Origin of the sequence: Streptomyces sp. NPDC002232 (assembly GCF_042890295.1) — a bacterium.
In the GTDB taxonomy this organism is placed as follows: Bacteria; Actinomycetota; Actinomycetes; order Streptomycetales; family Streptomycetaceae; genus Streptomyces.
In genome coordinates this window covers 1-24,498 of the sequence record NZ_JBIARV010000004.1, presented here as the reverse complement: position 1 = coordinate 24,498, position 24,498 = coordinate 1, and the positions used below count along the sequence as shown (strand labels likewise).

21 protein-coding genes are annotated in these 24,498 nt (G+C 73.3%); 13 read left to right on the top strand and 8 right to left on the bottom strand.

Annotated features, from left to right (window positions below; translation table 11 throughout):
- Positions 1–44 precede the first annotated feature (44 nt).
- Both ACFYXU_RS18175 and ACFYXU_RS18170 read left to right on the top strand, forming a co-directional pair.
- Complete coding sequence (locus tag ACFYXU_RS18175; protein ID WP_389406115.1) at positions 45–857, top strand: VOC family protein; 813 nt, start codon at positions 45–47, stop codon at positions 855–857.
- 152 nt (positions 858–1,009) lie between these two features.
- Positions 1,010–1,966 carry an SMP-30/gluconolactonase/LRE family protein gene (locus tag ACFYXU_RS18170; RefSeq protein WP_389458566.1) on the top strand — a complete coding sequence of 319 codons (957 nt, stop codon included), beginning with the start codon at positions 1,010–1,012 and terminating at the stop codon, positions 1,964–1,966.
- A 17-nt stretch (positions 1,967–1,983) separates the two neighbouring features.
- Here the strand turns inward: ACFYXU_RS18170 and ACFYXU_RS18165 are convergent, their stop codons facing one another.
- Together ACFYXU_RS18165 and ACFYXU_RS18160 are read right to left on the bottom strand one after the other, a co-directional pair.
- A complete protein-coding gene (locus tag ACFYXU_RS18165; RefSeq protein WP_329852702.1) occupies positions 1,984–3,168 on the bottom strand; it encodes a M20 family metallopeptidase in 1,185 nt (394 codons plus the stop codon).
- The gene (locus ACFYXU_RS18160) at positions 3,165–4,610 is read right to left on the bottom strand and encodes an MFS transporter (protein WP_389458564.1); all 1,446 of its coding nucleotides are present in this window, start codon (positions 4,608–4,610) and stop codon (positions 3,165–3,167) included. Before ACFYXU_RS18160 ends, ACFYXU_RS18165 begins: the two co-directional genes overlap by 4 nt.
- Before the next feature lie 235 nt (positions 4,611–4,845).
- Here ACFYXU_RS18160 and ACFYXU_RS18155 point away from each other — a divergent pair, with 235 nt between their 5' ends.
- A complete protein-coding gene (locus ACFYXU_RS18155; RefSeq protein ID WP_389458562.1) occupies positions 4,846–6,042 on the top strand; it encodes an Lrp/AsnC family transcriptional regulator in 1,197 nt (398 codons plus the stop codon).
- Positions 6,043–6,262: 220 nt separating this feature from the next.
- On the opposite strand, the gene ACFYXU_RS18150 is transcribed toward ACFYXU_RS18155, so the two are convergent.
- A complete protein-coding gene (locus ACFYXU_RS18150; protein ID WP_389458560.1) occupies positions 6,263–7,732 on the bottom strand; it encodes an MFS transporter in 1,470 nt (489 codons plus the stop codon).
- A 112-nt stretch (positions 7,733–7,844) separates the two neighbouring features.
- On the opposite strand from ACFYXU_RS18150, the gene ACFYXU_RS18145 reads away from it, so the two are divergent.
- Complete coding sequence (locus ACFYXU_RS18145; RefSeq protein ID WP_329852706.1) at positions 7,845–8,297, top strand: MarR family transcriptional regulator; 453 nt, start codon at positions 7,845–7,847, stop codon at positions 8,295–8,297.
- Positions 8,298–8,361: 64 nt separating this feature from the next.
- Here ACFYXU_RS18145 and ACFYXU_RS18140 read toward each other — a convergent pair whose 3' ends face one another.
- Positions 8,362–8,730, bottom strand: coding sequence for a YrdB family protein (locus ACFYXU_RS18140; protein ID WP_389458558.1), 369 nt, complete (start codon positions 8,728–8,730; stop codon positions 8,362–8,364).
- Positions 8,731–8,944: 214 nt separating this feature from the next.
- On the opposite strand from ACFYXU_RS18140, the gene ACFYXU_RS18135 reads away from it, so the two are divergent.
- The 4 genes from ACFYXU_RS18135 (at position 8,945) to ACFYXU_RS18120 (ending at position 16,756) form a co-directional block, all read left to right on the top strand.
- Positions 8,945–11,926 (top strand): carbohydrate binding domain-containing protein, encoded by a 2,982-nt coding sequence (locus ACFYXU_RS18135; protein ID WP_389458556.1) that lies wholly within the window; start codon positions 8,945–8,947, stop codon positions 11,924–11,926.
- A 240-nt stretch (positions 11,927–12,166) separates the two neighbouring features.
- The gene (locus tag ACFYXU_RS18130) at positions 12,167–13,957 is read left to right on the top strand and encodes a S8 family serine peptidase (RefSeq protein WP_389458554.1); all 1,791 of its coding nucleotides are present in this window, start codon (positions 12,167–12,169) and stop codon (positions 13,955–13,957) included.
- 201 nt (positions 13,958–14,158) lie between these two features.
- Positions 14,159–15,061 (top strand): diiron oxygenase, encoded by a 903-nt coding sequence (locus ACFYXU_RS18125; RefSeq protein WP_376517237.1) that lies wholly within the window; start codon positions 14,159–14,161, stop codon positions 15,059–15,061.
- A gap of 33 nt (positions 15,062–15,094) precedes the next feature.
- Positions 15,095–16,756: an FAD-dependent oxidoreductase gene (locus ACFYXU_RS18120; protein WP_389458552.1), complete on the top strand. Its 1,662-nt coding sequence runs from the start codon at positions 15,095–15,097 to the stop codon at positions 16,754–16,756.
- A 112-nt stretch (positions 16,757–16,868) separates the two neighbouring features.
- On the opposite strand, the gene ACFYXU_RS18115 is transcribed toward ACFYXU_RS18120, so the two are convergent.
- Positions 16,869–17,447: a Type-2Aa cytolytic delta-endotoxin gene (locus ACFYXU_RS18115; RefSeq protein WP_376517234.1), complete on the bottom strand. Its 579-nt coding sequence runs from the start codon at positions 17,445–17,447 to the stop codon at positions 16,869–16,871.
- Positions 17,448–17,536: 89 nt separating this feature from the next.
- Positions 17,537–18,343 (bottom strand): LysR family substrate-binding domain-containing protein, encoded by an 807-nt coding sequence (locus ACFYXU_RS18110; protein WP_376517231.1) that lies wholly within the window; start codon positions 18,341–18,343, stop codon positions 17,537–17,539.
- Between the two features lie 64 nt (positions 18,344–18,407).
- On the opposite strand from ACFYXU_RS18110, the gene ACFYXU_RS18105 reads away from it, so the two are divergent.
- From ACFYXU_RS18105 to ACFYXU_RS18090, 4 genes are all read left to right on the top strand, one after another.
- Positions 18,408–18,806 (top strand): DUF5997 family protein, encoded by a 399-nt coding sequence (locus ACFYXU_RS18105; RefSeq protein WP_376517229.1) that lies wholly within the window; start codon positions 18,408–18,410, stop codon positions 18,804–18,806.
- Positions 18,807–18,902: 96 nt separating this feature from the next.
- Entirely contained in the window at positions 18,903–19,880 is a 978-nt protein-coding gene (locus tag ACFYXU_RS18100) for a universal stress protein (RefSeq protein ID WP_376517700.1), read from the top strand.
- A gap of 63 nt (positions 19,881–19,943) precedes the next feature.
- Positions 19,944–20,444, top strand: a complete 501-nt coding sequence (locus ACFYXU_RS18095) for an NUDIX hydrolase (protein ID WP_389458549.1) — start codon at positions 19,944–19,946, stop codon at positions 20,442–20,444.
- Positions 20,445–20,541: 97 nt separating this feature from the next.
- Positions 20,542–21,342, top strand: a complete 801-nt coding sequence (locus tag ACFYXU_RS18090) for a VOC family protein (protein ID WP_389458547.1) — start codon at positions 20,542–20,544, stop codon at positions 21,340–21,342.
- Between the two features lie 46 nt (positions 21,343–21,388).
- Here ACFYXU_RS18090 and ACFYXU_RS18085 read toward each other — a convergent pair whose 3' ends face one another.
- Complete coding sequence (locus ACFYXU_RS18085) at positions 21,389–22,981, bottom strand: hypothetical protein (RefSeq protein WP_376517707.1); 1,593 nt, start codon at positions 22,979–22,981, stop codon at positions 21,389–21,391.
- A gap of 416 nt (positions 22,982–23,397) precedes the next feature.
- Here ACFYXU_RS18085 and ACFYXU_RS18080 point away from each other — a divergent pair, with 416 nt between their 5' ends.
- Positions 23,398–23,967 (top strand): type 1 glutamine amidotransferase domain-containing protein, encoded by a 570-nt coding sequence (locus tag ACFYXU_RS18080; RefSeq protein WP_389458545.1) that lies wholly within the window; start codon positions 23,398–23,400, stop codon positions 23,965–23,967.
- Between the two features lie 257 nt (positions 23,968–24,224).
- On the opposite strand, the gene ACFYXU_RS18075 is transcribed toward ACFYXU_RS18080, so the two are convergent.
- The coding region (locus ACFYXU_RS18075; protein WP_389458543.1) for an iron-containing redox enzyme family protein at positions 24,225–24,498 on the bottom strand (274 nt) is incomplete at its 5' end.

The following is a 24,498-nucleotide window of genomic DNA, read 5'->3' as shown; positions in this document are numbered from 1 at the left end:
AAGGGGGCGCACGGACTCAGGACGACGACGAGGAGGTGGTGCCGGTGTCGGGGCCGACGACCGGGGACGCGGGCGGTGCACCGTGCTGGCTGAATCTTTCCGCGCGCGATCCGGAGGCGGCGCAGCGCTTCTACGGGGCCGTGCTCGGCTGGACGTTCCGGCCGAGCGACCTCGCTGACGGGTACGTGGTGGGTGAGCGGGACGGGGTGCCGGTGGCCGGGATCGCGCCGGTGGCCGCCGAGCCCGCGGTACCGGTGGCCTGGACGGTGTTCTTCGGGGTCGACGACGCGGACGCGGCGGTGGCCCGGATCCGGGAGCGCGGCGGCACGGTCGGCGTGGGGCCGATGGCGTATCCGCCCCGGGGCCGTGCCGCGTTCGCCACGGATCTGGAAGGGGCGCTCTTCGCCGTGTGGGAGGGGCGTCTGGTCTCGCGTTGGCACGTCGGTGAGCGGCAGGCGCCGGCCTGGCTGGAGCTGCACAGCCGTGACGCGTTCGACGCGGCCGTGTTCTACAGCGGGGTGCTCGGCTGGGCGGACGGACGCCCGGGCGCCAGTGAGGTGTCGTACGAGCACGACCGCGTGGTGCTGCGGCGGGACGGCGAGGCCGTCGCCCGGCTCAACAGCGGTCCGGTCGAGTCCGCGTCGCCCAACCCGCAGCTGAGGCCGCGCTGGCTGGTCCGCTTCCGGGTGCGGGACCTGGAGGCGGCGCAGGCGGCGGTGGTGGAGCACGGCGGGTCGGTGGTGCCGGGGGGCGAGTGGGCCGGGGCGCGACCGCCGGGTGCCGACGACGAGCGCCGGGTGGTGGTGCTCGACCCGGACGGGTCGCTGTTCACCGTGGAGGCGGAGGGGGCGGGGTGACGCGGCGTCGGTGATCCACCGCTCCCTGTTCGACTGTGATCCACAGCTCTCTGTTCGGCGACTTCTTGTGTGAACCATAGATGATCCTGCAATCTGCACCTTGAGCAGGATCAGGTTCAGCATGAGCTGTGGTTGTCAGGGAGGGAAGGGCCATGAGCGGTGAGCGCCCGGAGCTGTACGAGACGTTCGACGAGCGGTTCCTCACGGGGCGGTGCGCGTACGGCGACGACGCCCTGGAGGTCCTGTACGCGGGGTGCCGCTGGGCCGAGGGGCCGGTCTACCTGCCCGCCTGGCGGCAGCTGGTCTGGAGCGACATCCCGAACGACCGGCTCCTGCGCTGGGACGAGGAGACGGGGGCCGTCGCCGTCTTCCGCCGCTCCGCCGGGCACGTCAACGGCAACACCCTCGACCGGGAGGGGCGGCTGGTCTCCTGCGAGCAGGGGAACCGGCGCGTGACGCGCACCGAGCACGACGGCACGGTCACCGTGCTCGCGGACCGGTGGCGGGGCCGTCGCCTGAACAGCCCGAACGACGCGGCGGTGAGGTCCGACGGATCGGTCTGGTTCTCCGACCCGGACTTCGGCATCACCAGCGACTACGAGGGCCACCGCGCGGAGAGCGAGATCGGATCCTGCAACGTCTACCGTGTCGATCCCCACAGCGGTGAGGTGCGTCTGGTCGCGGACGGGTTCGGCGCGCCGAACGGTCTCGTCTTCTCGCACGACGAGCGGCGGCTGTTCGTCTCCGACACCCGGGCGGGCCTCATCCGGGTCTTCGACGTGCGCGCGGACGGCACGCTCTCCGACGGCGAGGTCTTCGCCGACGCCTCGGCACGGAAGGGGGCCCGCTTCGACAACCTCCGCCTCGACGCGGACGGACGTCTCTGGGCCGCCGCGATGAGTGACGGGGTGCACTGCTACGACCCCGACGGGACCCTGATCGGGCGGCTCGCCGTGCCCGAGCCGGTGGCGAACATCGCCTGGGGCGGCGCCAAGCGCAACCGCCTCTTCATCGCGGCCCAGACCACCCTGTACTCGCTCGTCATGAGCGTCACGGGCACCCACCCGACCGGTCCGGGCCGCCGGCCCTGGCTGGGCCCGGCGGCCTGAGGCGGTCCGTCCGCCGCTCAGTTCGCGGCGGTCCGGGCGGCCACGCGGGCCAGCAGCCGCTCGCGCTGGGCCGGATCGGTCGCCAGGTCGATCGCGGTCCACGCCATGGCCAGCCCGCCGTCCAGGACGGCGCGGTCGGCGGCGGCCGTGGTGCCGTACCGGGTGAAGTCCGGGTGGTGCATGATCGTGTCGCCGCAGTCGTACCCGATGGAGGGGTGGATCGTCGGGACGAGGTGCGAGACGTTCCCCATGTCGGTCGAACCGGCGCGCAGACCGGGGTCGTTCGGGAGGACGGCACGGCCGAGCGCCTCGGCGGCGGCCTGGTAGCTCCGGCCCATGGCGAGGTCCTGGCGGAGGTCGGCGTAGTCGTTCCCGACGGTCTCAAGCGCGAGCTCGGCGCCGGTGGCGAGGGCCCCGGCCTCGAAGCAGGCCCGGACCCGCGCCTGGAGCTCGGCGAGCTCCTCGCTGGTGCCGGCCCGGACGTCGTAGGTGGCGGTGGCGCGGCCGGGGATGACGTTCGCCGCGTCCCCGGCCGAGGTGACGACGCCGGAGACGACGGCGCCCGGGATCATCTGCTGCCGGTGGGCGGCGATCGCGACCTGGGCGATCATCATCGCGTCGGCGGCGTTGACGCCCCGGTGCGGCATCGCCGCGGCGTGCGCCGGGACGCCCGTGTACGCGACGGAGAGGCTGCTGATGGCGAGGGTGGACAGGCCCACGGCGTCCTGCGGTGCGGCGTGCACCATCATGGCGGCGGCCACGTCGTCGAAGGCCCCGGCCCGCAGCATGTCGACCTTGCCGCCGCCCGACTCCTCGGCGGGGGTGCCGAGGAGCGCGACGGTGAGGCCCAGCTCGTCGGCGAGGGGCGCCAGGGCCAGGGCCGCGGCGACGGACGCCGAGCCGTTCACGTTGTGGCCGCAGGCGTGGCCGATCCCGGGGAGCGCGTCGTACTCGGCGCAGATCGCGACCACCAGGTCGCCGGTGCCGGCGGTGGCCCGGAAGGCGGTGGGCAGTCCGTACGCGCCGCGGGTCACGTCGAAGCCGGCGCGCTCCACGAGGTCGGTGATGCGGCGGGCCGCCCGGTGCTCCTCGTAGGCGAGCTCGGGGTCGGCGTGCAGGGCGTGGCTGAGCCCGATGACCGTGTCCTCGTGGCGGCTCAGGGTGGCCCGGCTGTGCTCGCGGGCGGTGGTGGTCGTGGTCATCGGAGGTCCTTCGACGGGGTGCGGTAGAGGAGGGAGGCGGCGCCGCCGGCGACGGAGATCGCCGCGCACAGCACCCAGGAGGTGGTGTAGGCGCCGAGGTCCGGCAGGGTGTGGCCGGCGGCGGTGTGCCCGGCGAAGACGGTGAGGACGGCGGCGGCGCCGAGCGAGCCGCCGACGTTGATGATCAGCTCGTTGATGCCGGAGCCGACGGACGTCCGGTCGTGCGGGACGGACTCGACGGCGAGGGTGCGCGTGGAGTGCTGGAGGAAGCCGTTGCCGAGTCCGGCGAGCGCCGTGCCGAGGAGGAAGAGCGGCGCCGAGGCGTGCGTGGCGAGGACGATGACGTATCCGGCGGCCATCAGGGCGGAGCCGGTGACGAGGGTGAGGCGGTCGGTGATGCGGGCGGCGACGGCGGGCGCGGCGAGCGCGCCGAGGGCCATCGCGAGGAGGTTGGGGAGCATGCCCAGGCCGATGACGGCGGGGCCGTAGCCGAAGCCGTAGCCGGTCTCCTCGGCGCTCGTGCCGAGGAAGACGGGGTGGGCGACCTGGAGCCCCAGCATGCAGAAGCTGAAGGAGAGCGTCACGACGGAGACGACGACCACGTTGCGCCGGGCGAACATCCGGACGTCGATCATCGGCTCGGCGGTACGGAGTTCCACGAGGACCCACAGGGCGGTGACGAGCACGCCGCCGACGAGGGTGACCAGCGTCCGGGCCGAGGTCCACTCCCAGCCGGGGGTGCCGCCGAGACCGAGCGCGAGCATCAGGGCGACCAGACCCACGCAGAGCAGCACCGCACCGGCCCAGTCGACGGAGCCGCCGGGGCGGTTCTCGGACTCCGGGAGGAGGGGCCAGGTCACGGCCAGCGCGATGCTCACGCCGACGGCGGGGACCCACAGGGCGGCGGTCGGGCTGTCGACGGTCGCGGCGATGAAGCCGCTGGACAGCAGACCGAGGGTGAGGCCGCCGATCAGCGCGGCGACCATGCGGCTGATGCCCCGGCGGCTCTCCGCGTCGCCGCCGTCGGGGCGGTTGCGCAGGATGCCCACGAGGAGCGGGAAGAAGCCGGCGATGGCCCCCTGGAGGATCTGGCCGGCGAGCAGCACCGGGAAGGAGCGGCTGAGTCCGACCAGGACGGACCCGGCGATGACGATCGCGAGGTTCCAGCGGAGCAGGCGGCGGTGGCCGTAGAGGTCGCCCATGCGGGCGAGGACCGGCGTGAAGGCGACGCTGGCCAGCAGGTTCGCGATGCTGATCCAGTTCAGATCGGCCGCGGTGACCCGCAGGGTGTCGGTGAGGCCCTTGAGCAGCGGGGAGAGGAAGCCCTGGGTGATGCCGCTGGAGAGCTCGACGAGCACGACCGAGGCGATGACCGCGCCGGCGGGGACGGGCCGTACGGCCCTTCTCCGGCCGGGGGCGGTGCGGGTACCGACGTCCGTCATACGTACTACCTCTTCGGGAGGGCCGCGGGGGCTCGATGGGGAGGGGGCCGCCCGACGGTGGGGAACGGGGGCGGAAGATGCACCACAATGTGGCGACCGAACAGCACTTCGGGCAAGACTTGACGGTGAAGACGGCCGATTGCGGCAGCGGGTGGGGGCGCCGCGGCGGATTCGGGCAGGAGCGGGCCGGGTGGGGCGCCTTCGGGCGGGCCCCGGCCGCGAGGAGGACGACACGATGACGACGGATCGGACACCTGGGGCGGGGGGCGGCGGGGCGCCGGGCGGGGGCGGCGGGTCGGGCTTCGGGGCTGGTGGGGGCGGTGCGGCGGGCCCCGGAGGCGGTGGGGGCGGTGTCGGGGGCGATGGGTCGGGCTTCGGGGCTGGTGGGGCCGGTGCGGCGGGCCTCGGGAGCGGTGGGGCCGGTGTCGCAGCGGGTGCGGCGGGCTTCGGAGGTGGCGGATCCGGGCAGGCGGGCGGCCTGGACGCGCTGGACCACGGGATCCTCAAGGTCCTGCACCGCGACCCGCGCGCGCCCTTCGCCGAGGTCGCGGCGGCCGTCGGGGCGCACGAGCGGACCGTCGCGCGGCGCCTGGAGCGGATGACCGCGGACGGGCGGGTCGCGTTCGTGGCGGCGCTCATCCCCGAGTACCAGTACGAGGGCGTGACGGCGGAGATCGCCGTACGGTGCGCGCCGGGCCGCGTCCACGAGGTGGCCCTGACGCTCGCCGCCCTGGACGAGACGCGGTCCGTGGAGGTGGCCACCGGGGCGCTCGACGTGTTCGTGGAGCTCCAGGCCGCCGGGCACGACGCGCTGCTCACGCTCCTGGACACGGCCATCGGCCGGCTCGACGGGGTCGTGGACGTCCACTCGGCGGTGGTGCTGCGGCTGCTGCTCACGGCCAGCGACTGGGCGCCCTACGACGACGAGCCCACGGCCGTGCGGCGCCATGCCGTGGAGGGCACGGCGCTCCCCGAGCCGCCCGTCGTGGACGAGCTGGACCGGCGGCTCGTCGAGCTGCTCCGGCGCGACGCCCGCATGTCGACGACCCGCCTCGCGCGGGAGCTGAGCGTGGGCGAGACGACGGCCCGGCGGCGCCTGGCCCGGCTGACGGCCTCGCACGTGCTGCACCTGCGGCTGCACGCCGATCCGGCGGTCCTCGGGTATCCGGTGGAGGGGCGGTTCCGGCTCGGAGTGCCGCACCGCGGGCTGGACGCCGCGATCCGGCTGCTCGCACGGGAGCCGGCCGTGCGGCACCTGGTGGTCACGAGCGGCGGGACGAGTCTGCTGGGCTACTCCAGCCACCGCGACACGCGGGACTTCCAGGAGTTCACGGCACGGGTCTTCGCGCGCCTGGAGGGCGTGACGTCGACGGAGACGGCGCTGCTGATGCGGACGTACAAGCGGGCGGGGTTCACGGCGGTCGAGGCCTGAGCGACGGCCGGGGCGCGGGCCCGACGGAGCGCGCGCCGCGCACTCGCCCTCGCCTTCGGCCCCCGGGGGGGCCCACGCCGAGGGCCCCGCCGGCCGACTGCGCGGCCGGCGGGGCCCCAGGGGTCCGGCGTACGCCTCCACAGCTCGCCGCCGGACGGGCGGCGGCGTCGCGGGACCGTCCCCACGTCCCCCGCGGCGCCGCCGCCCGGTCTCGCAGCCCTCAGGCGGTCGTGGCCCGCGGCGCGGGGAGCGGGTCCGCTCCCGGTCCGGCGTCCCGGGCGGTGTCGCCGGGAGCCGCCGCGGCCTTCGCGGGGATCAGGGCCGCGACCACCGAGGCGACGAGTCCGACGCCGCAGCCGATGAGCATCGCGACGCGGAAGCCGCCCTCGGAGGGCAGGACGTGACCGCCGAGGGTGGTGGTCATCTGGGCGAGGACGACGCCGATGACCGCGGCCGACACGGAGGTGCCGATGGAGCGCATCAGGGTGTTGAAGCTGTTGGCCGAGGCGGTCTCCTCCTGCGGTACCGCGCCCATGATGAGCGCGGGCATGGCACCGTAGGCGAGGCCGACGCCGGTGTTGCAGATGAGGGTCACGGTGAGCAGGCCCCAGGTGGAGCCCATCAGGGCGAGGGAGGAGCCGTACCCGGCGGCGATGACGAGCGCGCCGACGGAGAGCGTGACCTTGGGGCCGCGGGCGGCCGAGAGCTTGGCGCCGAGGGGCGCGAGGATCATCATCATGAGGCCGGCGGGGGCCATCCAGAGGCCCATGGCCATCATCGACTGGCCGAGTCCGTACCCGGTCGCCTCGGGCAGCTGGAACAGCTGGGGCACGACCAGGGACTGCGCGTACATGGCGAAGCCGACGAGGACCGAGGCCGCGTTGGTCATCAGGACGACCGGGCGGGCGGTGACGCGGAGGTCGACGAGCGGATCGGCGATGCGCAGCTCCCAGACGCCCCAGCCGAGCAGGACGACGACCGCGACGGCGAAGAGGCCGAGGGTGGTGCCGCTGCCCCAGCCCCAGGTGGCGCCCTTGGAGACGGCGAGCAGCAGGGCGACGAGTCCGACGCCGAGGCCGAGCGCGCCGGGGACGTCGAAGCGGCCGGGGGCGGCGGCGCGGCGGCCGTCGGGGACGACGCGCCAGATCAGCACGCCGACCACGAGGCTCAGCGCGGCGGCGACCCAGAAGAGCACGCGCCAGCTGGCGTTCTCGGCGACGGCGGCGGAGAAGGGCAGGCCGAGGGCGCCGCCGACGCCCATGGAGGCGCTCATCAGGGCGATGGAGCCGCCGAGCCGCTCGGGCGGGAGGACGTCCCGGAGCAGGCTGATGCCGAGCGGTACGACGCCCATGCCGAGGCCCTGGAGGCCGCGTCCGACGATCATCGGGACGACGGACGAGGCGAGCGCGCAGACGACGGAGCCGGCGACGAGCGGGACCACGGAGGCGAGCAGGACGCGCCGCTTGCCGAGGGTGTCGCCGAGCCGGCCGGCCACGGGGGTGGCGACGGCTCCGGCGAGGAGGGTCGCGGTGATCACCCAGGAGGCGTTGGAAGCGGTGGTGCCGAGCAGCTTCGGGAGGTCACCGATGAGCGGCACCACCAGGGTCTGCATGAGCGCGGCGACGATGCCGGCCATGGCGAGGACGCCGACGACGCCACCGGGGCGGGCGTCGGGCTTGGAGCCGTCCACGGGTTCTCCCTCACAGGTTCTTCGATCGACTGATATGCATCATGCACATTCATTGCTCTATACACAAGCCATGCAGGATGCACATGGTCGCGCGACAGGAGAGAATGCCCCCATGGACAAGCCCACCCACCTGGTCGAGTTCGAGAGCATGCTGCTCGGACGGCACGCCCACCTGTACGGACCGCGCCGCGCGGCCGGGGCCCAGCTCGACCGCAGCGCGTACGTGCTCCTCACCCGCATCCGGATGCACGGGCCGATGTCCATCGGGCAGCTCAGCGAGGCCTTCGGCCTCGACGCGTCCACCCTCAACCGGCAGACGGCCGCGATGCTCCGCGCCGGCGTCGTGGAGCGCATCCCGGATCCGGACGGCGGGATCGCCCGCAAGTTCCGCATCACGGAGGAGGGCGAGCGCCGCCTGGAGGCCGACCGCGCCTCGAACATCGAGGGCCTGGAGCGGGTGCTGGAGGAGTGGGACCCCGAGGACGTGTCCCGCTTCGCCGCCTATCTGGAGCGCTTCAACCGCGACATCGAACGCCTGGAAGGCCGCCCCTGGCCCCGGCCCTAGGCGATGCCCCGTCCGGGGGTGCGCCGCGCGCCCGCCCCCGCCGACAGGACACCCCTGGCGGAGCTCACACCCCGCGCCGCGCCGCCATCCGCCGGTCCGCCGTCGCCAGGGTCGTGTTGACGAGCGTCACGGCGGCGAAGGCGAGGGCCCACGCCGGGCGGCCCAGGTCGGCGAGGGCGAGTGCCGCCGTGCCGAACACCAGGGCCTTCACGAGCAGGACGGCCGCGAGCGGTACCCGGAAGCGGGCCTTCGGCGCGGCGAACAGGCCCCATACGGCGGCCGCCAGAGCGGGCGCGGCGACGGCGAGCAGCAGTCGTAGCGCGGTGTTCTCCGTGGCCTCCCACCCCCACCAGGCCAGCGCGGCCAGGGCCGCGAGTTCCAGCAGGAAGGCCAGACCCTCGTTGGCCACGCGCAGCGCGGCGGGCAGCTTCATCGGGTCCCTCTCGACGTGATCACGCTCGGCCGGACGGCACGAGCGTAGACGCCGGGCACCGCTTTCGGTCAGAAGTCTTCCCTCCCCCGCCCGTCGGCGGTAACTTCCGCCGGACGCAAGACGTTTCAGAAACTTTCCGATCGCGTTTCCATGCGGTGCCGATCCCCTCTCCTCCCCGCCGGCCCGTACGGAACGCCTCCGTCTGGAGCTTCAGATGAGCCGCATCCCCGTCCCCCGGACCGGACGCACGGTGGCCGTCCTGGCCCTGGCAGCCGGTCTGCTCGGTCTGCTCGGCGCGCCGCCCGGCGCCCCCTCGCCCCTCCGGTCCTCGCCCGTCGCGGCCGTCGCGGAGAACACCACCACGGTCTTCTACTGGACGAGGACGAAGAACTGGGCCTCACCGCACCTGCACTACGCGCCCGACGGCGGTTCCTGGACGACGGTCCCGGGCGTCGCCATGGAACCCGCCTGCACGGACTGGGTGAAGAGGACCGTGAACCTCGGCACGGCCACCGGGCTCCGGGCCACCTTCAACGACGGCGGCGGCACCTGGGACAACAACGGCGGCAGGAACTACGCCCTGGGCACGGGGAGCGTCACCGTCAAGGACGGGGTCGTCGCCCACTCCGACCCCTGCTCGGGCACCACGCCCTCCCCCGCCGCCGAGGCGACCGTCTACTACTCGACCGAGGCGCTCGGCTGGTCCACCGTCAACCTCCACCACCAGCTCGCAGGAGGTGCCTGGACCAGCGTCCCCGGAGTCGGCATGCAGGCGGCCTGCCCCGGCTGGTGGAAGCGCGCGGTCGACCTCGGGACGGCCGGCTCGCTCCGGGCCGCGTTCAACAACGGCAACGGGACCTGGGACAACAACGGCGGCTCCGACTACACGATCGGCACTGGTGTCTCGACCGTGCGGAACCGCGTGGTGACCGCGCACGCCGCCGATCCCTGCGCCGCGACCCCGCCCGACACCCGGGCCCCCACCGCGCCGGCCCGGGTGACCGCGACCGCCGACGGGGTCTCCGTGCTGCTCTCCTGGGACCCGGCCACGGACGACCGGGGCGTGACGAAGTACCAGGTCACCCGGGTCGGCGGCAGCGGCGGCACCGTCGTGACCGACGTGACCTCCACGGTGTACTCCGACACCGGACTCGCGGAACGGACGGCGTACACCTACACGGTGAGGGCCGTGGACGCCGCCGGGAACGTCTCCGCGGCCTCGGCCCCCGCGACCGCCACGACCGGCGACCGGCCGGCCACGCCCGCGACCGGGAAGCCGCTCGGCACGGACCCGCGCAAGGACCCCATCTACTTCGTCCTCACCGCCCGCTTCAACGACGGCGACGCGTCGAACGACCGGGGCGGCAGCCAGCACGTGAAGTCGGGGAACGCGGCGCACGGCGACCCCATGTTCCGGGGCGACTTCAAGGGCCTCATCGAGAAGCTGGACTACGTCAAGGGCCTCGGGTTCTTGGCGATCTGGGTGACCCCGGTCGTCCTCAACCGCTCGGACTACGACTACCACGGCTACCACGGCTGGGACTTCTACAAGGTCGATCCCCGCCTGGAGTCCGCAGGCGCCTCCTACCAGGACCTGATCGACGCCGCCCACGCCAAGGGCATGAAGATCTACCAGGACGTCGTCTACAACCACTCCTCCCGCTGGGGCGCCAAGGGCCTCTTCGTGCCGACCGTGTACGGCGTGCGGGACAGCCAGTGGAGCTGGTACTACGACGAGAGGCAGCCCGGTTTCGAGTACGACGGCCTGACCGTCGACGCGAAGAGCGGCACGTCGTACTACAACGGCGACCTGTGGTCGACGGCCGAGCCCGCCGGCAACACGTGCGTCAACTGGGGCAGGCCCACCGGCGGAAAGAGCGCCGAGGGCTACACGGTCTACAACTGCCAGTGGCCGAGCCCGACGTCGGGCATGTTCCCGAAGGCGCTCTACCACCAGTGCTGGATCGGCAACTGGGAGGGCGAGGACTCCCGTTCCTGCTGGCTGCACGAGGACCTGGCCGACTTCGACACCGAGAGCCCGGCCGTCCAGAGCTACCTGATCGGCGCGTACGACAAGTACATCGACATGGGCGTCGACGGCTTCCGCGTCGACACGGCCGTGCACATCCCGCGCACCACCTGGAACCGTCGCTTCCTTCCGGCGATCCAGGAGCGGGTGACGCAGCGTCACGGAGCGCAGGCCGCGGCGAACTTCTTCGTCTTCGGCGAGGTCGCCGCCTTCGTCAACGACAAGTGGAACCGGGGCTCGGTGAACCACTCGGCGCAGTTCTACACCTGGAAGGAGCGCAAGGAGTACGACGCGGACGACGCGAAGGCGGCCCTGGAGATGTACGCCTACGAGCAGCAGCGGGGCACCGGCGACCAACCCACCTCCACCAACGCCTTCCTGGACGGGAACAGCTACCACACGCCCGACCACAGCCGCTTCTCCGGCATGAACGTCATCGACATGCGCATGCACATGAACTTCGGCGACGCGCAGAACGCCTTCTCCAACGGCAAGGACTCCGACGACAGCTACAACGACGCCACCTATAACGTCGTCTACGTCGACAGCCACGACTACGGCCCGAACAAGTCGAGCGAACGCTATGCGGGCGGCACCGACGCCTGGGCCGAGAACATGTCCCTGATGTGGACCTTCCGCGGCATCCCGACGCTGTACTACGGCTCCGAGATCGAGTTCCAGAAGGGGAAGAAGATCGACTGCGGGCCGTCCTGCCCGCTGGCCGACACGGGCCGCGCCTACTTCGGTGACCACGTGGCCGGCTCCGTCACGGCCACCGACTTCTCGCAGGTCTCCGCGGCCTCGGGCGCGGTCGCCGACACCCTCCGGCAGCCCCTCGTGCGGCACGTGCAGCGGCTCAACCAGATCCGCCGCGCGATCCCCGCGCTCCAGACGGGGCAGTACTCGACGGAGGGCGTCACGGGCGGCATGGCGTTCAAGCGCCGCTGGACCAGCGGCCCGACCGACAGCTTCGCGCTCGTCACGGTGTCGGGCGGCGCCTCCTTCAGGGGCGTCCCGAACGGCACGTACGCGGACGCAGTGACCGGCGACGTCCGCACCGTCACCGACGGGACCCTCTCGGTCGCGGCCCCCGGGAAGGGGAACCTGCGGGTCTACGTCCTGAACGGTCCCGGACGGATCGGCGAGGCCGGCCCGTACCTCAAGTAGCCCGCACGGCCTGCCCGTACCGCAGGCAGCCCGCAGCACGACGCGTACCGCAGGTGGCGACGAGGGGGAGGAGCGAAATCCACCCCTCGTCGCCATGTTCAAGTCAAGATTCTGTTACGTGAACGGGCTTGTCGGACAGAACGCTTCCTTCCGCTCCGTCCGTCTGGGATCTTGCGTCCACCCCACACATCACAGGGCCCGGCCGGCGCCACCCGCGCCACCGGGTCATCGGAGGACGCATTGTTTTCCCAGATATCCGGCCGCGTGAGACTCGCGGCGACCGTGCTCGGCACCGCCCTCGCGCTCGCCGGGCCGGTCTCCCTCGCCCAGGCCGCCCCGCTCGACAACGAGCCGCTGGCCGCCTTCACCGCGGCCGCCCGGACGAACACCGCGGCACCCGCCGCCTGGGCCGCGGGCACCCGCGCCTACCTGGTCATCACGGCCCCCGGTGACACCACCGCCGTCCGTACCGCCGTCGCGAACAACGGCGGCTCGGTCTTCGCCTCGTACGACGCGATCGGCGTGATCGTCGCGCACTCGACCTCCGCCTCCTTCGCCGCCACGATGCGTGGCGTCTCCGGCGTCCAGAAGGTCGGCGCGACCCGCACCTCCGACGTCCCCGCGGACGCCTACAACCCGGCGCTCCCGGCCAACCCGTCGCAGGCGACGGCGCCCACGACCGAGCCCGTGCGCTCGGACATGACGCAGATCAAGGCCGACCAGGCCTGGGCCGTCAACCCGGGCTCGGCCTCGGTCAAGGTCGGCATCCTGGACACCGGCGTGGACGACCAGCACCAGGACCTGGCGCCGAACTTCAACGCCGCCGACTCGGTCTCCTGCGCCTACGGCAAGACGGACACCCGCGCCGGGGCGTGGCGGGACGTCGACCAGCACGGCACCCACGTGGCCGGCACGGTCGCCGCCGCCAGGAACGGCAAGGGCGCCATCGGCGTCGCGCCCGGCGTGAAGATCTCCTCGGTGCGGATCGCCGAGCCGGGCACCACGCTCTTCTTCGCGGAGAACACGATCTGCGGCCTCGTGTGGGCCGGTGACCACGGCTTCAAGGTCACCAACAACAGCTACTACACGGACCCGTGGCAGTTCAACTGCCCGAACGACCTCGACCAGGCGGCCATCCTGGAGGGCGTGGGCCGCGCCCAGGCGTACGCCGACGGCAAGGGCTCGCTCCAGGTCGCGGCGGCCGGCAACTCGAACGTCGACCTGGCCAACAAGACCAGCGACTCGTCGAGCCCCAACGACTCGACGCCGGTGAACCGGACGATCACCAACGACTGCCTCGACATCCCGGCCGAGCTGCCGGGTGTCGTCACGGTCGCCGCCAACGGCACCAACGGCTCGTCCAAGGCCTCGTTCTCCAACTACGGCCGTGACGTCATCGAGGTCTCGGCGCCCGGCGAGTCCGTCTACAGCACCGCCCCCGGCGGCAAGTACGCCTCGCTGAGCGGCACTTCGATGGCCTCCCCGCACGTGGCGGGCGTGGCCGCGCTGCTCGCCAGCGCCAACCCGGCGTACACCCCGGCGGACATCCGCGCGAAGCTCGGCCAGCAGGCCACCGACCTGGCCTGCCCGTCGGACGCCCGCTGCACCGGCACCACGGCGAAGAACAGCTTCTTCGGCGAGGGCCGCGTGGACGCCCTGAAGGCCGTCTCCGGCTCCACCCCGCCGGCCGGGGCGTACTTCGAGAACCTGACGGACGTCGCGATCGCGGACAACGCCACGGTCGAGAGCTCCCTCACGGTCAGCGGCGTCACGGGCAACGCGCCGGCCACCCTCAAGGTGGGCGTCGACATCAAGCACACCTACATCGGTGACCTGAAGGTCGACCTGGTGGCCCCGGACGGCAGCGTGCACACGCTGCACAACCGGACCGGCAGCGGCACGGACAACATCGCCCAGACCTACACGGTCAACGCCTCCTCGGAGGTCGCGAACGGCGTCTGGAAGCTCCGCGTCAACGACAACGCGAGCCAGGACACGGGCAAGATCGACGCCTGGAACCTGACCTTCTAGCACGTCCCGACCCGGGAGACGGGGCCGGAGCCGCATGGCTCCGGCCCCGTTCGCGTGCCCCTGACCAGGACGGCGGAAGAAAGTCCGTACCGGGGGGTAGGCCTTGCCGGGGCCCTTGTTGTACGTTCCGTCTAACAAGCTTGCTAGACGCAGCGTCTAACAAGAGCCCGAGCCGCTCGCGCGACCCCGAGGAGCCGCACCATGGCACGCAGCACCGTCCGCCCGGACCACGAGAACGACGACGTCGCCGCGCGGCTGCTGCTGTCGGCCGCGAAGCTCTCCTACGACCCCGCCACCGAGGTCGACTGGGACACCCCCCTCGACAAGGACTTCCACGGCCAGAGCCCGGAGTGGAACAGCCTCTACGGGACCGCCTACTGGAACGAGATGAGCGAGGAGCAGCGCAAGGAGCTGACCCGTCAGGAGTCGGCCTCGGTGGCCAGCACCGGCATCTGGTTCGAGATGATCCTCCAGCAGCTGATGCTCCGTGACATCTACCGGATGGACCACACCGACCCCCGGTTCCAGTGGGCGCTCACCGAGATCGCCGACGAGTGCCGGCACTCGATCATGTTCGCCCGGGGCTCCCAGAAGCTCGGCGCCCCCGCCTACCGGCCCCGGCGGTCGGTGCTCGAACTCGGCCGGTTCATGAAGACCGTCGGCTTCGGCGAGGCCGCCTACGCCGGCATCCTCGTCGCCGAGGAGGTCCTCGACGTCATGCAGCGCGACTGGATGCGCGACGAGCGGGTCGTCCCCTTCGTCCGCACCATCAACAACATCCACGTCGTCGAGGAATCCCGGCACATGAAGTTCGCCCGGGACGAGACCCGCCGCCACCTCGCCCGCGCGAGCCGGGCCCGCCGCCACTTCCAGGCCCTCGTCGTCGCCGTCGCCGCGTACTACATCATCACCAGCCTGGTGAACCCCGAGGTGTACGTGCGCGCCGGGCTCGACCCCGAGCGCGCCCGCCGCGAGGCCGCCGCCAACGAGCACTACAAGGGGCTCCTGCGCGCCAGCTGCGCCGGACTGATGGAGTTCCTCGCGGACGTCGGGATGCTGACCCGTCCCGCGCTCTTCTTCTACCAGCGCGCGCACCTCGTCTGACCCGCCCCCGTCCCCCGGATCCGAGCCGAGGCCATGACCTACGCCATCACCCAGACCTGCTGCAACGACGCCACCTGCGTCGCCGTCTGCCCGGTCAACTGCATCCACCCGACGCCCGACGAGCCGGACTTCGGCACGACGGAGATGCTGTACATCGACCCGAGGTCCTGCATCGACTGCGGTGCCTGCGCCGACGCCTGCCCCGTCGACGCGATCTTCCCCGCCGACCGGCTGCCCGAGCCGCTGCGGGAGTACGAGGAGATCAACGCCGCCCACTACGCGGGACGCGAGCCCGCCCCGGTCCTGGCGTCGCCCACCTTCCACCCCTGGGGCGCGCCCTCCTTCACGCGCTCGCTCCCCGCCGACTTCGCCCCGATCCGGGTCGCGGTCGTCGGCACCGGTCCGGCCGGGATGTACGCCGCCGAGGACCTCCTCCTGCACACCAACGCCGAGGTGACGCTGATCGACCGCCTGCCCGTCGCCGGCGGACTCGTCCGGTACGGCGTGGCCCCGGACCACCCCGCGACCAAGGGCGCCGGGGACACCTTCGCCCGCTTCCACGCCCACCCCAGGGTCCGGATGCGGCTCGGCGTCCAGATCGGCGTGGACGTCACCCCGGGCGAACTCGCCGCGCACCACGACGCCGTGGTCTACGCGGTCGGCGCGCCCTCCGACCGGCGCCTCGGCATCCCCGGCGAGGACCTGCCCGGCAGCGTCTCGGCGACCTCCGTCGTCTCCTGGTACAACGCGCACCCGGAGACCGGCGCGGACGCGGTGCGGCCCGCCGCCGACCGGGTCGTCGTGGTCGGCAACGGCAACGTGGCGCTCGACGTGGCCCGGGTCCTCCTCACGGACCCCGAGGCCCTCGCCCGCACCGACATCGCCGACCACGCCCTCGCCGCCCTGCGCGACGCCCGGGTCCGCGAGGTGGTGCTGCTCGGCCGGCGCGGCCCCGAGGACGCCGCGTACACCGCCTCCGAGCTGCTCGCCCTGAAGCACCTGCCCGGGGTCGACCTGGTCGTCGACGACCGGGACCCGCGCACCGGCGCCGCCGTCGACGCGGCGGAGCCCGGGACGAAGGCCGCGCTCCTGCGGGGCGTCGGCCGGGAGACCGTGGACTGGACGCGGCCCCCCGCACCGGGCCGGCGCCGGATCGTGCTCCGCTTCCACTCCGCCCCGGTCGAGGCGCTCGGCGCGGAGCACGTGCGGGCGGTACGGGTGACGGAGCGGGACGCGGCGGCCGGGACGGAGATCGCGACGGGACTGCTCGTCCGGGCCATCGGCTACCGGGGCGTGCCGCTCGCGGGGCTGCCCTTCGACGAGGCCACCGGGACCGTGCCGCACGAGGCGGGCCGGGTGGCGGGGCTGCCCGGCAGCTATGTGGTCGGCTGGATCAAGCGGGGTCCTTCGGGGGGCATCGGGGCCAACCGGGCCTGCGCGGAGGAGACGGTCGGGACGCTGCTCGCGGACGCGGTCGCCGGGGCCCTGCCGAAGCCGACGGGCACGGCGCAGGAGTTCCGTCGCCTCGCGAGGAGCCGTAGCGGAGGGGGGCTCGTCGACGCGCGCGGTCTGGCCTCCATCGACCGGGCCGAGCGGGCACGGGGCCGGGAGGCGGGACGTCCCCGCGTCAAGCTGGCGACGCTGCCGGAGCTCGTCGCGGCGGCCCGGGGCGGCAGGCCGCGGCTGCGGGGCTGAGGGGTCGCGCGCTCCTCGGATCCGGCCCGGGACGGCGGGCCGGTGCGGAGCGGTGCGGGCCGGGCGTCCGGCCGGGTGCCCTCGGGAGGGCGTACGGGGTGGGCCCGTACGGTCAGACCGCGACGCTCAGCGCCTGGCGGACCACGATCGCGTTCAGCCGTACCGCGAAGGGCACGATGTCGGTCAGGGCGAGCGCCACCGTCTCGGCCTTCGGCAGCTCGACGGTGACGTCGACGCAGAAGGCCAGGGCGTACATGTGGTCCCCCGTCTCCTCGTCCTGGAGGGCGAAGAACAGGTCCCGGTAGAAGCGGGTGCGGTCCCCGGACTCCTCGTAGAAGGAGAGTCCGGGCTGCCCCTCCTGCGCGGCGAGCCCGGTGAAGGCCTGGACGAGCTCCCGCTCGACCGTGGCCCAGAACCCGGCCTCCGCGCACTCCGGCGGCAGCGCCTGGCGGACGGCCTCCTTGAGGGAGAGGACCATGACCAGGACGGGGGCGTACTCCTGGAGCCCCCAGCCCCGGACCATCTTCACGACGTCGCTGTCCGGGACGGCCGAGGCCGCCTTGTGGATCGCCTCGAAGTCGAAGTTGACGGTCGCCGGGGCGATCGCCTCCTGGAACACCCGGTCGATGGACCGTGCCTGGTCGAGGTGGTCCGGTGCCACCTCGACGACGGTCCTGAAACTGGCGGCCAAAGCTCCTCCTGGATGATCTCGGTGATCAGGAGGGGTCAGTATGCCGAGGGCGGCGGGGCCGGGCGCGGGGCGTCCGCCGTGCGGACGGTTCAGCCCCGGCCGCGGCGCGGCTTCCCGGCGCGGCCGGAGCCGGAGCCGCCCTTGCGGGGCGCCGAGGGGCGGCCCGCCGTGCGGGAACCGCCGCCCTGCTTGCCGGACCTCGCCGGCTTCGCGGCCCGCTGCTCCCGGGGCTGCTTCTGGCCCTTCTTCTCCTCGGCGCGGCGGCCCCGGGTGCTGTTCACCGTGCGGCCGCGCACGATGCCGATGAACTCCTCCACCAGGTCGGGCGCCTCGTCCGCGGCCGGCCAGGACAGGGCCACCCGTGACTGCGGGACGCCGAGCAGGGTCCGGTAGGTGAGGTCCTTGCGGTGGTGCAGCCGGGCCAGCGACTGCGGCACGGCGAGCACACCGACGCCCGCGGCCACCAGTTCGACGGCGTCGGCGGTCGTCTCGGGGCGCTCGATCGCAGGGCGGCCGGGCGGCCGCTCCCAGCCCAGGGTGTCGTCGAGGGGGTGCAGGACGAGCTCCTCGGCGAGGTCCTCGGCCGAGACCTCCTCCGCCGCGGCGAAGAGGTGGTCCTTGGGGACGACGACGACGGTCGTCTCGGTGTAGAGAGGGATGGCGCTGAGGTCGTCCCCGTCCACGGGGAGCCGGACGAGACCCGCGTCCGCGGTGCCCTCCCGGAGCGCGCCGAACGCCTCGGCGGGCGTGACGGCGTGCAGGGTCAGGGGCACGTCGGGCAGGCGCTCGTGCCAGATCCGCACCCACTTCGCGGGTGTCGCTCCCGGCACGTAGGCGAGCCGGAAGGAGGTGGGGGAAGTGGGGGAATCCGCGGGGGAAGCGTCCGAGCCTGTCACCCGGCCAGATTACCGGTAGCAGCCGTGGTCGGAGCCCGGCCGCATGCTCGATACCCTTGACACCATGACGTCGCACCAGAACACCCAGACGATGAAGCCCGCGACCGCGGCGAAGAAGCTGGGTGTGTACCTCGAGGCCACCCCCGCAGAGTTCCAGGAGGGTGTCGTCTCGCGCTCCGAGCTGACCGCACTCCAGGCCGACCCGCCCGCCTGGCTCCAGGAGCTGCGCGAGAAGGGGCCGCACCCCCGCCCGGTCGTCGCCAACAAGCTGGGCGTCTCCATCGCGGGCCTCGCCCGCGGCGGGATCACCGAGCCGCTCACCACCGAGCAGATCGAGGCGATCAAGCAGGAGCTCCCCGAGTGGCTGCGGAAGGAGCGCGCCACCCAGTCGGAGGTCCGCAAGGAGACCGTCCGCATCAAGGAGCGCGACGCCGAGCGGGCGCGCCGCGGTCAGGGCGCCTGACCGCACCCCGGCACCAGCGACGCCACGCCGGTCCGGCCCGAACCGCTTCGGGCCGGACCGGCGTGGCGTCCGCGCGTGTGCGGGAGTCATTCCCGCATGAGTGACACCAGCACCGCGTACGAGCCGCCGGTCGTCGTCGGCGTGGACGGGTCCGAGCACAGTCTCCGGGCCCTGGAGTGGGCGCTGGGCGCCGCGGAGGGCCTGGGCGTGCCGCTGGTGGTGGCCCATGTGCGCTCCGACGCGCTCCAGCTCGGCGCCGCCCGCATCGCCTCCCTGGGGACCGCGCCGGAGCCCCAGGACACGGTGGCGCGGGGCGTGCGCGCGGTGGTCGAGGAGCGGGGGCACCGGGTCCCGGTGCGGTACGACTCGCTGGACGGGTCGGTGACGGACGCCCTGCCGGAGGCGGCCCGGGGGGCGCGGCTGCTGGTGACGGGGTCCCGGGGGCACGGCGGCTTCGCCAGCCTGCTGCTCGGTTCGACGAGCCGCACCCTGGCCATGACGGCGCCGTGTCCGCTGGTCGTCGTGCCGCACGAGGCGCGGACGGCCGCGCTGGGGAGCGGGGCGGGGGCGGGCCGGGTGCTGCTGGGGCTGCACCCCGAGGAGACCTCGGACGAGGTGCCGGCCTTCGCGTTCGAGGCGGCCCGTCTGCGGGGCGTTCCCCTGGAGGTGGTGACCGCGTTCCGGCTGCCGCCGCCGCAGGGCGCGCTCCTCACGGCCCCGTCGCCCGCGCTCCAGGTCCCCCCGCCGCTGCCGCTCGCCGAGGACGCGGAGGACCTCATGGGGGACGCGGGGCGGGAGCAGGAGGACCGGCTCCGGCCGTTCGCGGCGCGGTGGCCGGAGGTGGAGGTGGTCCCGGTGGTGGTGCCGGGGGACGCGGCGGGCCGGCTGGTCGAGGGCTCGCGGGACGCGGGCCTGGTGGTCGTGGGACGGCACCACCGGCACCGGCTGGGCACCCTGCTCATCGGTTCGGTCGCCCACGCGGTGCTGCATCACGCGCACTGCCCGGTGGCGGTGGTACCACCCGCCCCGGAGGCTCCCCGGGGTGAGCGTCCCGGCGGGGTGCGGTTCCCCTGAGGGGGACGGTCCCCGGCGTGCGGCTCCCACGGGGGTGTCCGTGGCGCCTGCTACACAGGACCCATGACGACCGCAGACCACGCCGACACCGCCCGCCGCAACGTCCAGCCGCCCGCCCCGGGAGCCTCGCTCGGCGCGGGCATCGTGGTGACCGACGGGGACGGGCGCGTCCTCCTGGGCCTGGACCGCTCCGGGGTGTGGGAGCTGCCGGGCGGGAAGGTCGAGCCGGGCGAGTCCATCGAGGAGGCGGCGGTGCGCGAGCTGGCCGAGGAGACGACGCTGGTCGCGGACGCCCGTGACGTGGAGGTCCTCGGTCTCCTCCTGGACACGGTCACCTCGACGGCGCTGACCCGGCTGACCGCGGCCACCGCCGTGCGGATCGTCCGGGGCGAGCCCGCCGTGGCCGAGCCGGAGAAGATCGAGCGCTGGGAGTGGACGGACCCGGACGACCTGCCGGGGGCCCTGTTCCTGCCGTCGGCGCAGGTGCTGCGGGTGTGGCGGCCGGGGATCGCGGTCCCGGACGCCCCCTTCCACCGGTACTCCCTGGGCCGGCTGCCCGGCTGATCCGGGCGGCGGCGGTGCGTCGCCGCGCGGGCCACCGCGAGCGTGACTAGCGTGGCGGGAGGAACACGTCATCGAATCGGAAGTGGGAGTCACCGTCATGGCCGCACGACCTGAAGGCACGCCGGTCTGGACCGACGCGATGTTCACCGACGTCGAGGGCGCCAAGACGTTCTACGGCGATGTCCTGGGCTGGACGTTCGGCGAGTCCTCCTCGGAATTCGGCAATTACACCCAGGCGTTCAAGGGCGGCAAGGCGGTCGCGGCCGTCGTTCCCCCGATGCCGGGCCAGGACGGCGAGCCGCAGTCGGCCTGGTGTCTGTACTTCGCCTCGCCGGACGCCGCGGCGACGGCGGAGAAGATCCGGCGCGCGGGCGGCACGGTCCTGATGGAGCCGATGCGGGTCGGCGACTTCGGGACGATGTGCCTCGCGCAGGATCCCTCGGGCGTCACGTTCGGTGTCTGGCAGGGCGGCACGCACGAGGGCTTCGAGCGGGAGGGCGAGCCGGGTGCGTACGCCTGGGCCGAGGTCTTCACCCGGGAGCCCGGGAAGGCGGACGCCTTCTTCACCGAGGTCTTCGACTTCGGCTCCAAGAAGATCAAGGACGAGCACATGGACTACCGGGTCTTCGACCTCGGCGGTCCGGAGCCGGTCCTCGGGCGGATGGTGATGTCGGACGAGGACTTCCCCGCCGAGATCCCCGCCTACATCCAGGTGTACTTCGCCGTCGACAACTGCGACAAGGCCGTCGAGCGGGCCGAGGCGCTCGGCGGGCGGAAGGTGTTCGGGCCGATGGACAGCCCCTTCGGCCGGTTCGCGGCGATCCTGGACCCGCAGGGTGCCGCCTTCGCGGTGATCGACGAGAAGACGACCGTCGGGGACATGCCCGAGTTCGTGTAGGCGGGCCGACGGCGCGGCGCCACGGGGGCGCCGCGCCCGTCCCGCGTCAGGCCGTGTCGCGGACGGCGACGATGCCGTTGAAGACGCCCACGTAGGCGGTGCCGTCGGGGCCGATGGTGATCGGCGCCCAGTTGTTGTCATAGGACAGGCCGGTGCCGGTGAAGCGCGAGAAGGCGCGCTTCCCGGTGCGGAAGTCGACGGCCGTCAGGTACCAGGCGTCGATCCCCCAGGCGCTGGGGCGCTTCTCGTAGAAGTAGAGCAGCCCGTTCGCGGTGGACAGCTTCGGGACCGTGGAGGGCGAGCGGACGTCGCTCTCCCAGACGGTGTCGCAGCCGCTGCCGTCGGCGCGGACGTCGATGCGGGTCGCACCGCCCACGACGCTGCGGCCCAGGAGGAGCGTGCTCGGGTTCTCGTAGCCGTAGTTGTTCTCGACGACGAGGCTGTTGCCCCAGCTGATCAGGGAGTTGTCGGTGGTGGACGCGCCGGAGCCGAAGACCGGCACCTTGCAGACGAGGCGCTCGGCGGCGGGGACGCCGGCGCCCCTGCGGTAGACGAGGACGTTCATGCGGTCGTCGGCGTTGTCGGTGATCGCGACGTACTGGTCCCGGTCGCCGAAGAGGTCCGGGGTGGTGCCCGAACCCTGGTTCACCGAACCGGGCTTGGTGCCGGTCCCCCGGTCGTACGCCTCGCGCCACTGGACGCGCGGGACGCCGTCGGCGTCGGCGCGGAAGCCGTACAGGGCGTGGTCGGTGACGATGGAGACGCCGTCCTCGGCGACGGAGAAGGAGTTCTGGATCTCCTCGCCGTCGAGCCGGAGCACGCGCAGGGCACCGGTCGCGGGATCGACGGTGCCGACGCGGCCGAGGCGGGTCACCCACCAGATGCGGCCGTCCCAGTCCGGCATGACGGAGGTGACGGGGTCGCAGACGCCGCTGGGGAAGAGGTTGGTCCAGCTGACGCAGTCGTGCGGGACGAGCGAGGTGAGGTCCCAGTCGTTCTCCACCTGGAACTCCCAGGCGCCGTCCGCCTTCTGGCGGTGGGCGATGCGCAGGACGTGCTGGCGGGAGTCGGCGAGGACGACCCGGTCCCGGTCGTCCAGGTAGAAGTAGGCGCCGCCGGACGTGTCCTTGAAGATCTTCTCGAAGTCGAGCCGGGTGATGGCCTCGACCGTGGAGGAACGCTGCGGCAGCTTGTACTCGGCGAGGGTGTCCAGGGTCCGCGGGTCGAGCAGCTTCAGGAGGAAGCCGCTGAACGTGCCGCAGACGGTGACGAGACGGCCGCCCGTGTCGAAGGTGACGGTGGCGCACTCGCCGCCGACGGCGGCGATCTTCGCGCTGCGGACCTCGGGATCGCGCCCGAGCGGCCCGGAGAAGGGATGGGTTCCGCTGCCGGCCCCGTCGGCGTGCATGCCGCTGCGGCCGTTGGGCGCGAGGTACGGGTGCTGGGCGGGCCCCTTGCCGGGAACGGGCCGGGCGGTGGCGGGTGCACCCTCGTAGGGGGCGACGAGCCGGTGACCGGGCGCGAGGGGTATCTCCTCGGCGGCCTGGGCGACGGGCGCGCCGCCCGCCAGGAGAACCGCCGCGAGCGCGGTGATCAGCGCGCACGCGCGAACGCGTCCGCGGGACGGTGGGGTGGTCAAAGCGGCTCCTCGGGTTACTGACGGGTGTCACGCCGGCGCCCGACGCTAGGCCCGAGGGCGTGAAATGTACATGGCACTGCTCCGCGTTTCACGGGCCGTTCACGATGCCGCAACGATCAAGGTCGGAGGCTGGGAACTCGTCGACATGCGGCGCCCCCGGAGCCTTGGCGAGAAGGCGCGACCTCCCTGCCGGCCGGGCGACGGAATCGGTGCGGGGGTGCGGGCCGGACGAACGGAGGGCTGACGCCCACCGTGCCCCTGGCCCGGTGCCGAAGCACGGGGGCGGCTCCGGGCGCCGCGGTACGTACCGGTCTCGACACGGACGATGACGGGACGGGAACCAGGTTTGAGTCACCCGTACGAAGGTGAGGCGCACCGGTGGCGGGGGGACCGCGACTCCCGAGAGGAAACGCATCGTGCCATCCGATGGAACGCTCGAAGGACGGAACGTCCTCATCCTCACGACGAACTACGGCACCGAGCAGGACGAACTGACGAGACCGGCGGCAGCCCTGCGCGCGAGCGGTGCCAGGGTCACGGTCGCCGCGCAGAAGGCGGAACCCGTTCAGACCCTCGTCTCCGACCGCCACCCCGGCGACCTGGTCCCCGCGGAGACGACCCTCGCGCGGGCGACCGCCGACGGGTACGACGTCGTACTGGTCCCGGGCGGCACGCTCAACGCCGACCAGCTGCGGACCGACGCCGACGCGCGGCGCCTCGTCTCGGCCTTCGCGGCGGCCGGCAAGCCGGTCGCCGCGATCTGTCACGGGCCGTGGCTCCTCGTCGACAGCGGGCTCGCCGCGGGTCGCGAACTCACCTCGTACCCCTCGCTCCGCCCGGACCTGGAGAACGCCGGTGGCACCTGGCGGGACCGGGAGGTGGTCGTCGACACCTCGGGTGACCACCCTCTGATCACCTCCCGGAGGCCGGACGACCTGGACGCCTTCTCGTCGGCGATCATCCGGGTGCTCGCCGGGGACGACTGACCGGGCAGGGGCATGCCCCGCCCCGACCGGGTCGCCGTGCGGCGGCATCCCGCGCCGGCCTCATCGGGGCGGGCGCGGCGGCCGTGTACGACGACCCGGCCGATCTCCTCGCCCGCCTGCGCACCAGCCCCCTTCCCTGCTCCCGCCTGAGCGGAGAGACACGGGGGGCGGTGGACGGCACCCGGGACCCGGCTCCGCAGCGCCTTGCCGGTGCGGATACCCGAGGACCGAGCCCGGTTCGACCGCCCGGACAGGTCCTAGTCGACGCGTCCCGAGGCAACGGCGCGCGACGCGTCGGAGCCGGCGCCGGGCGACGTCGCCAAGGGCCGGCGCAGGGCGGTGAGCCCCCTGGTCCAGGCGGAGCGGATGTGGTCGGCGAGGCGGTCCTCCAGGAGGACGGTCGCGGCGCAGCCGAAGGCGACGTCGGCCTCCAGGTCCGGTTCGTCGGCGAGGAGTCCGCCGATGACCTCGCGCCGTACGACCTGCTCGTGCACGGCGTCGGCCTCCACGTGTTCCGCGTAGAAGTGTTCG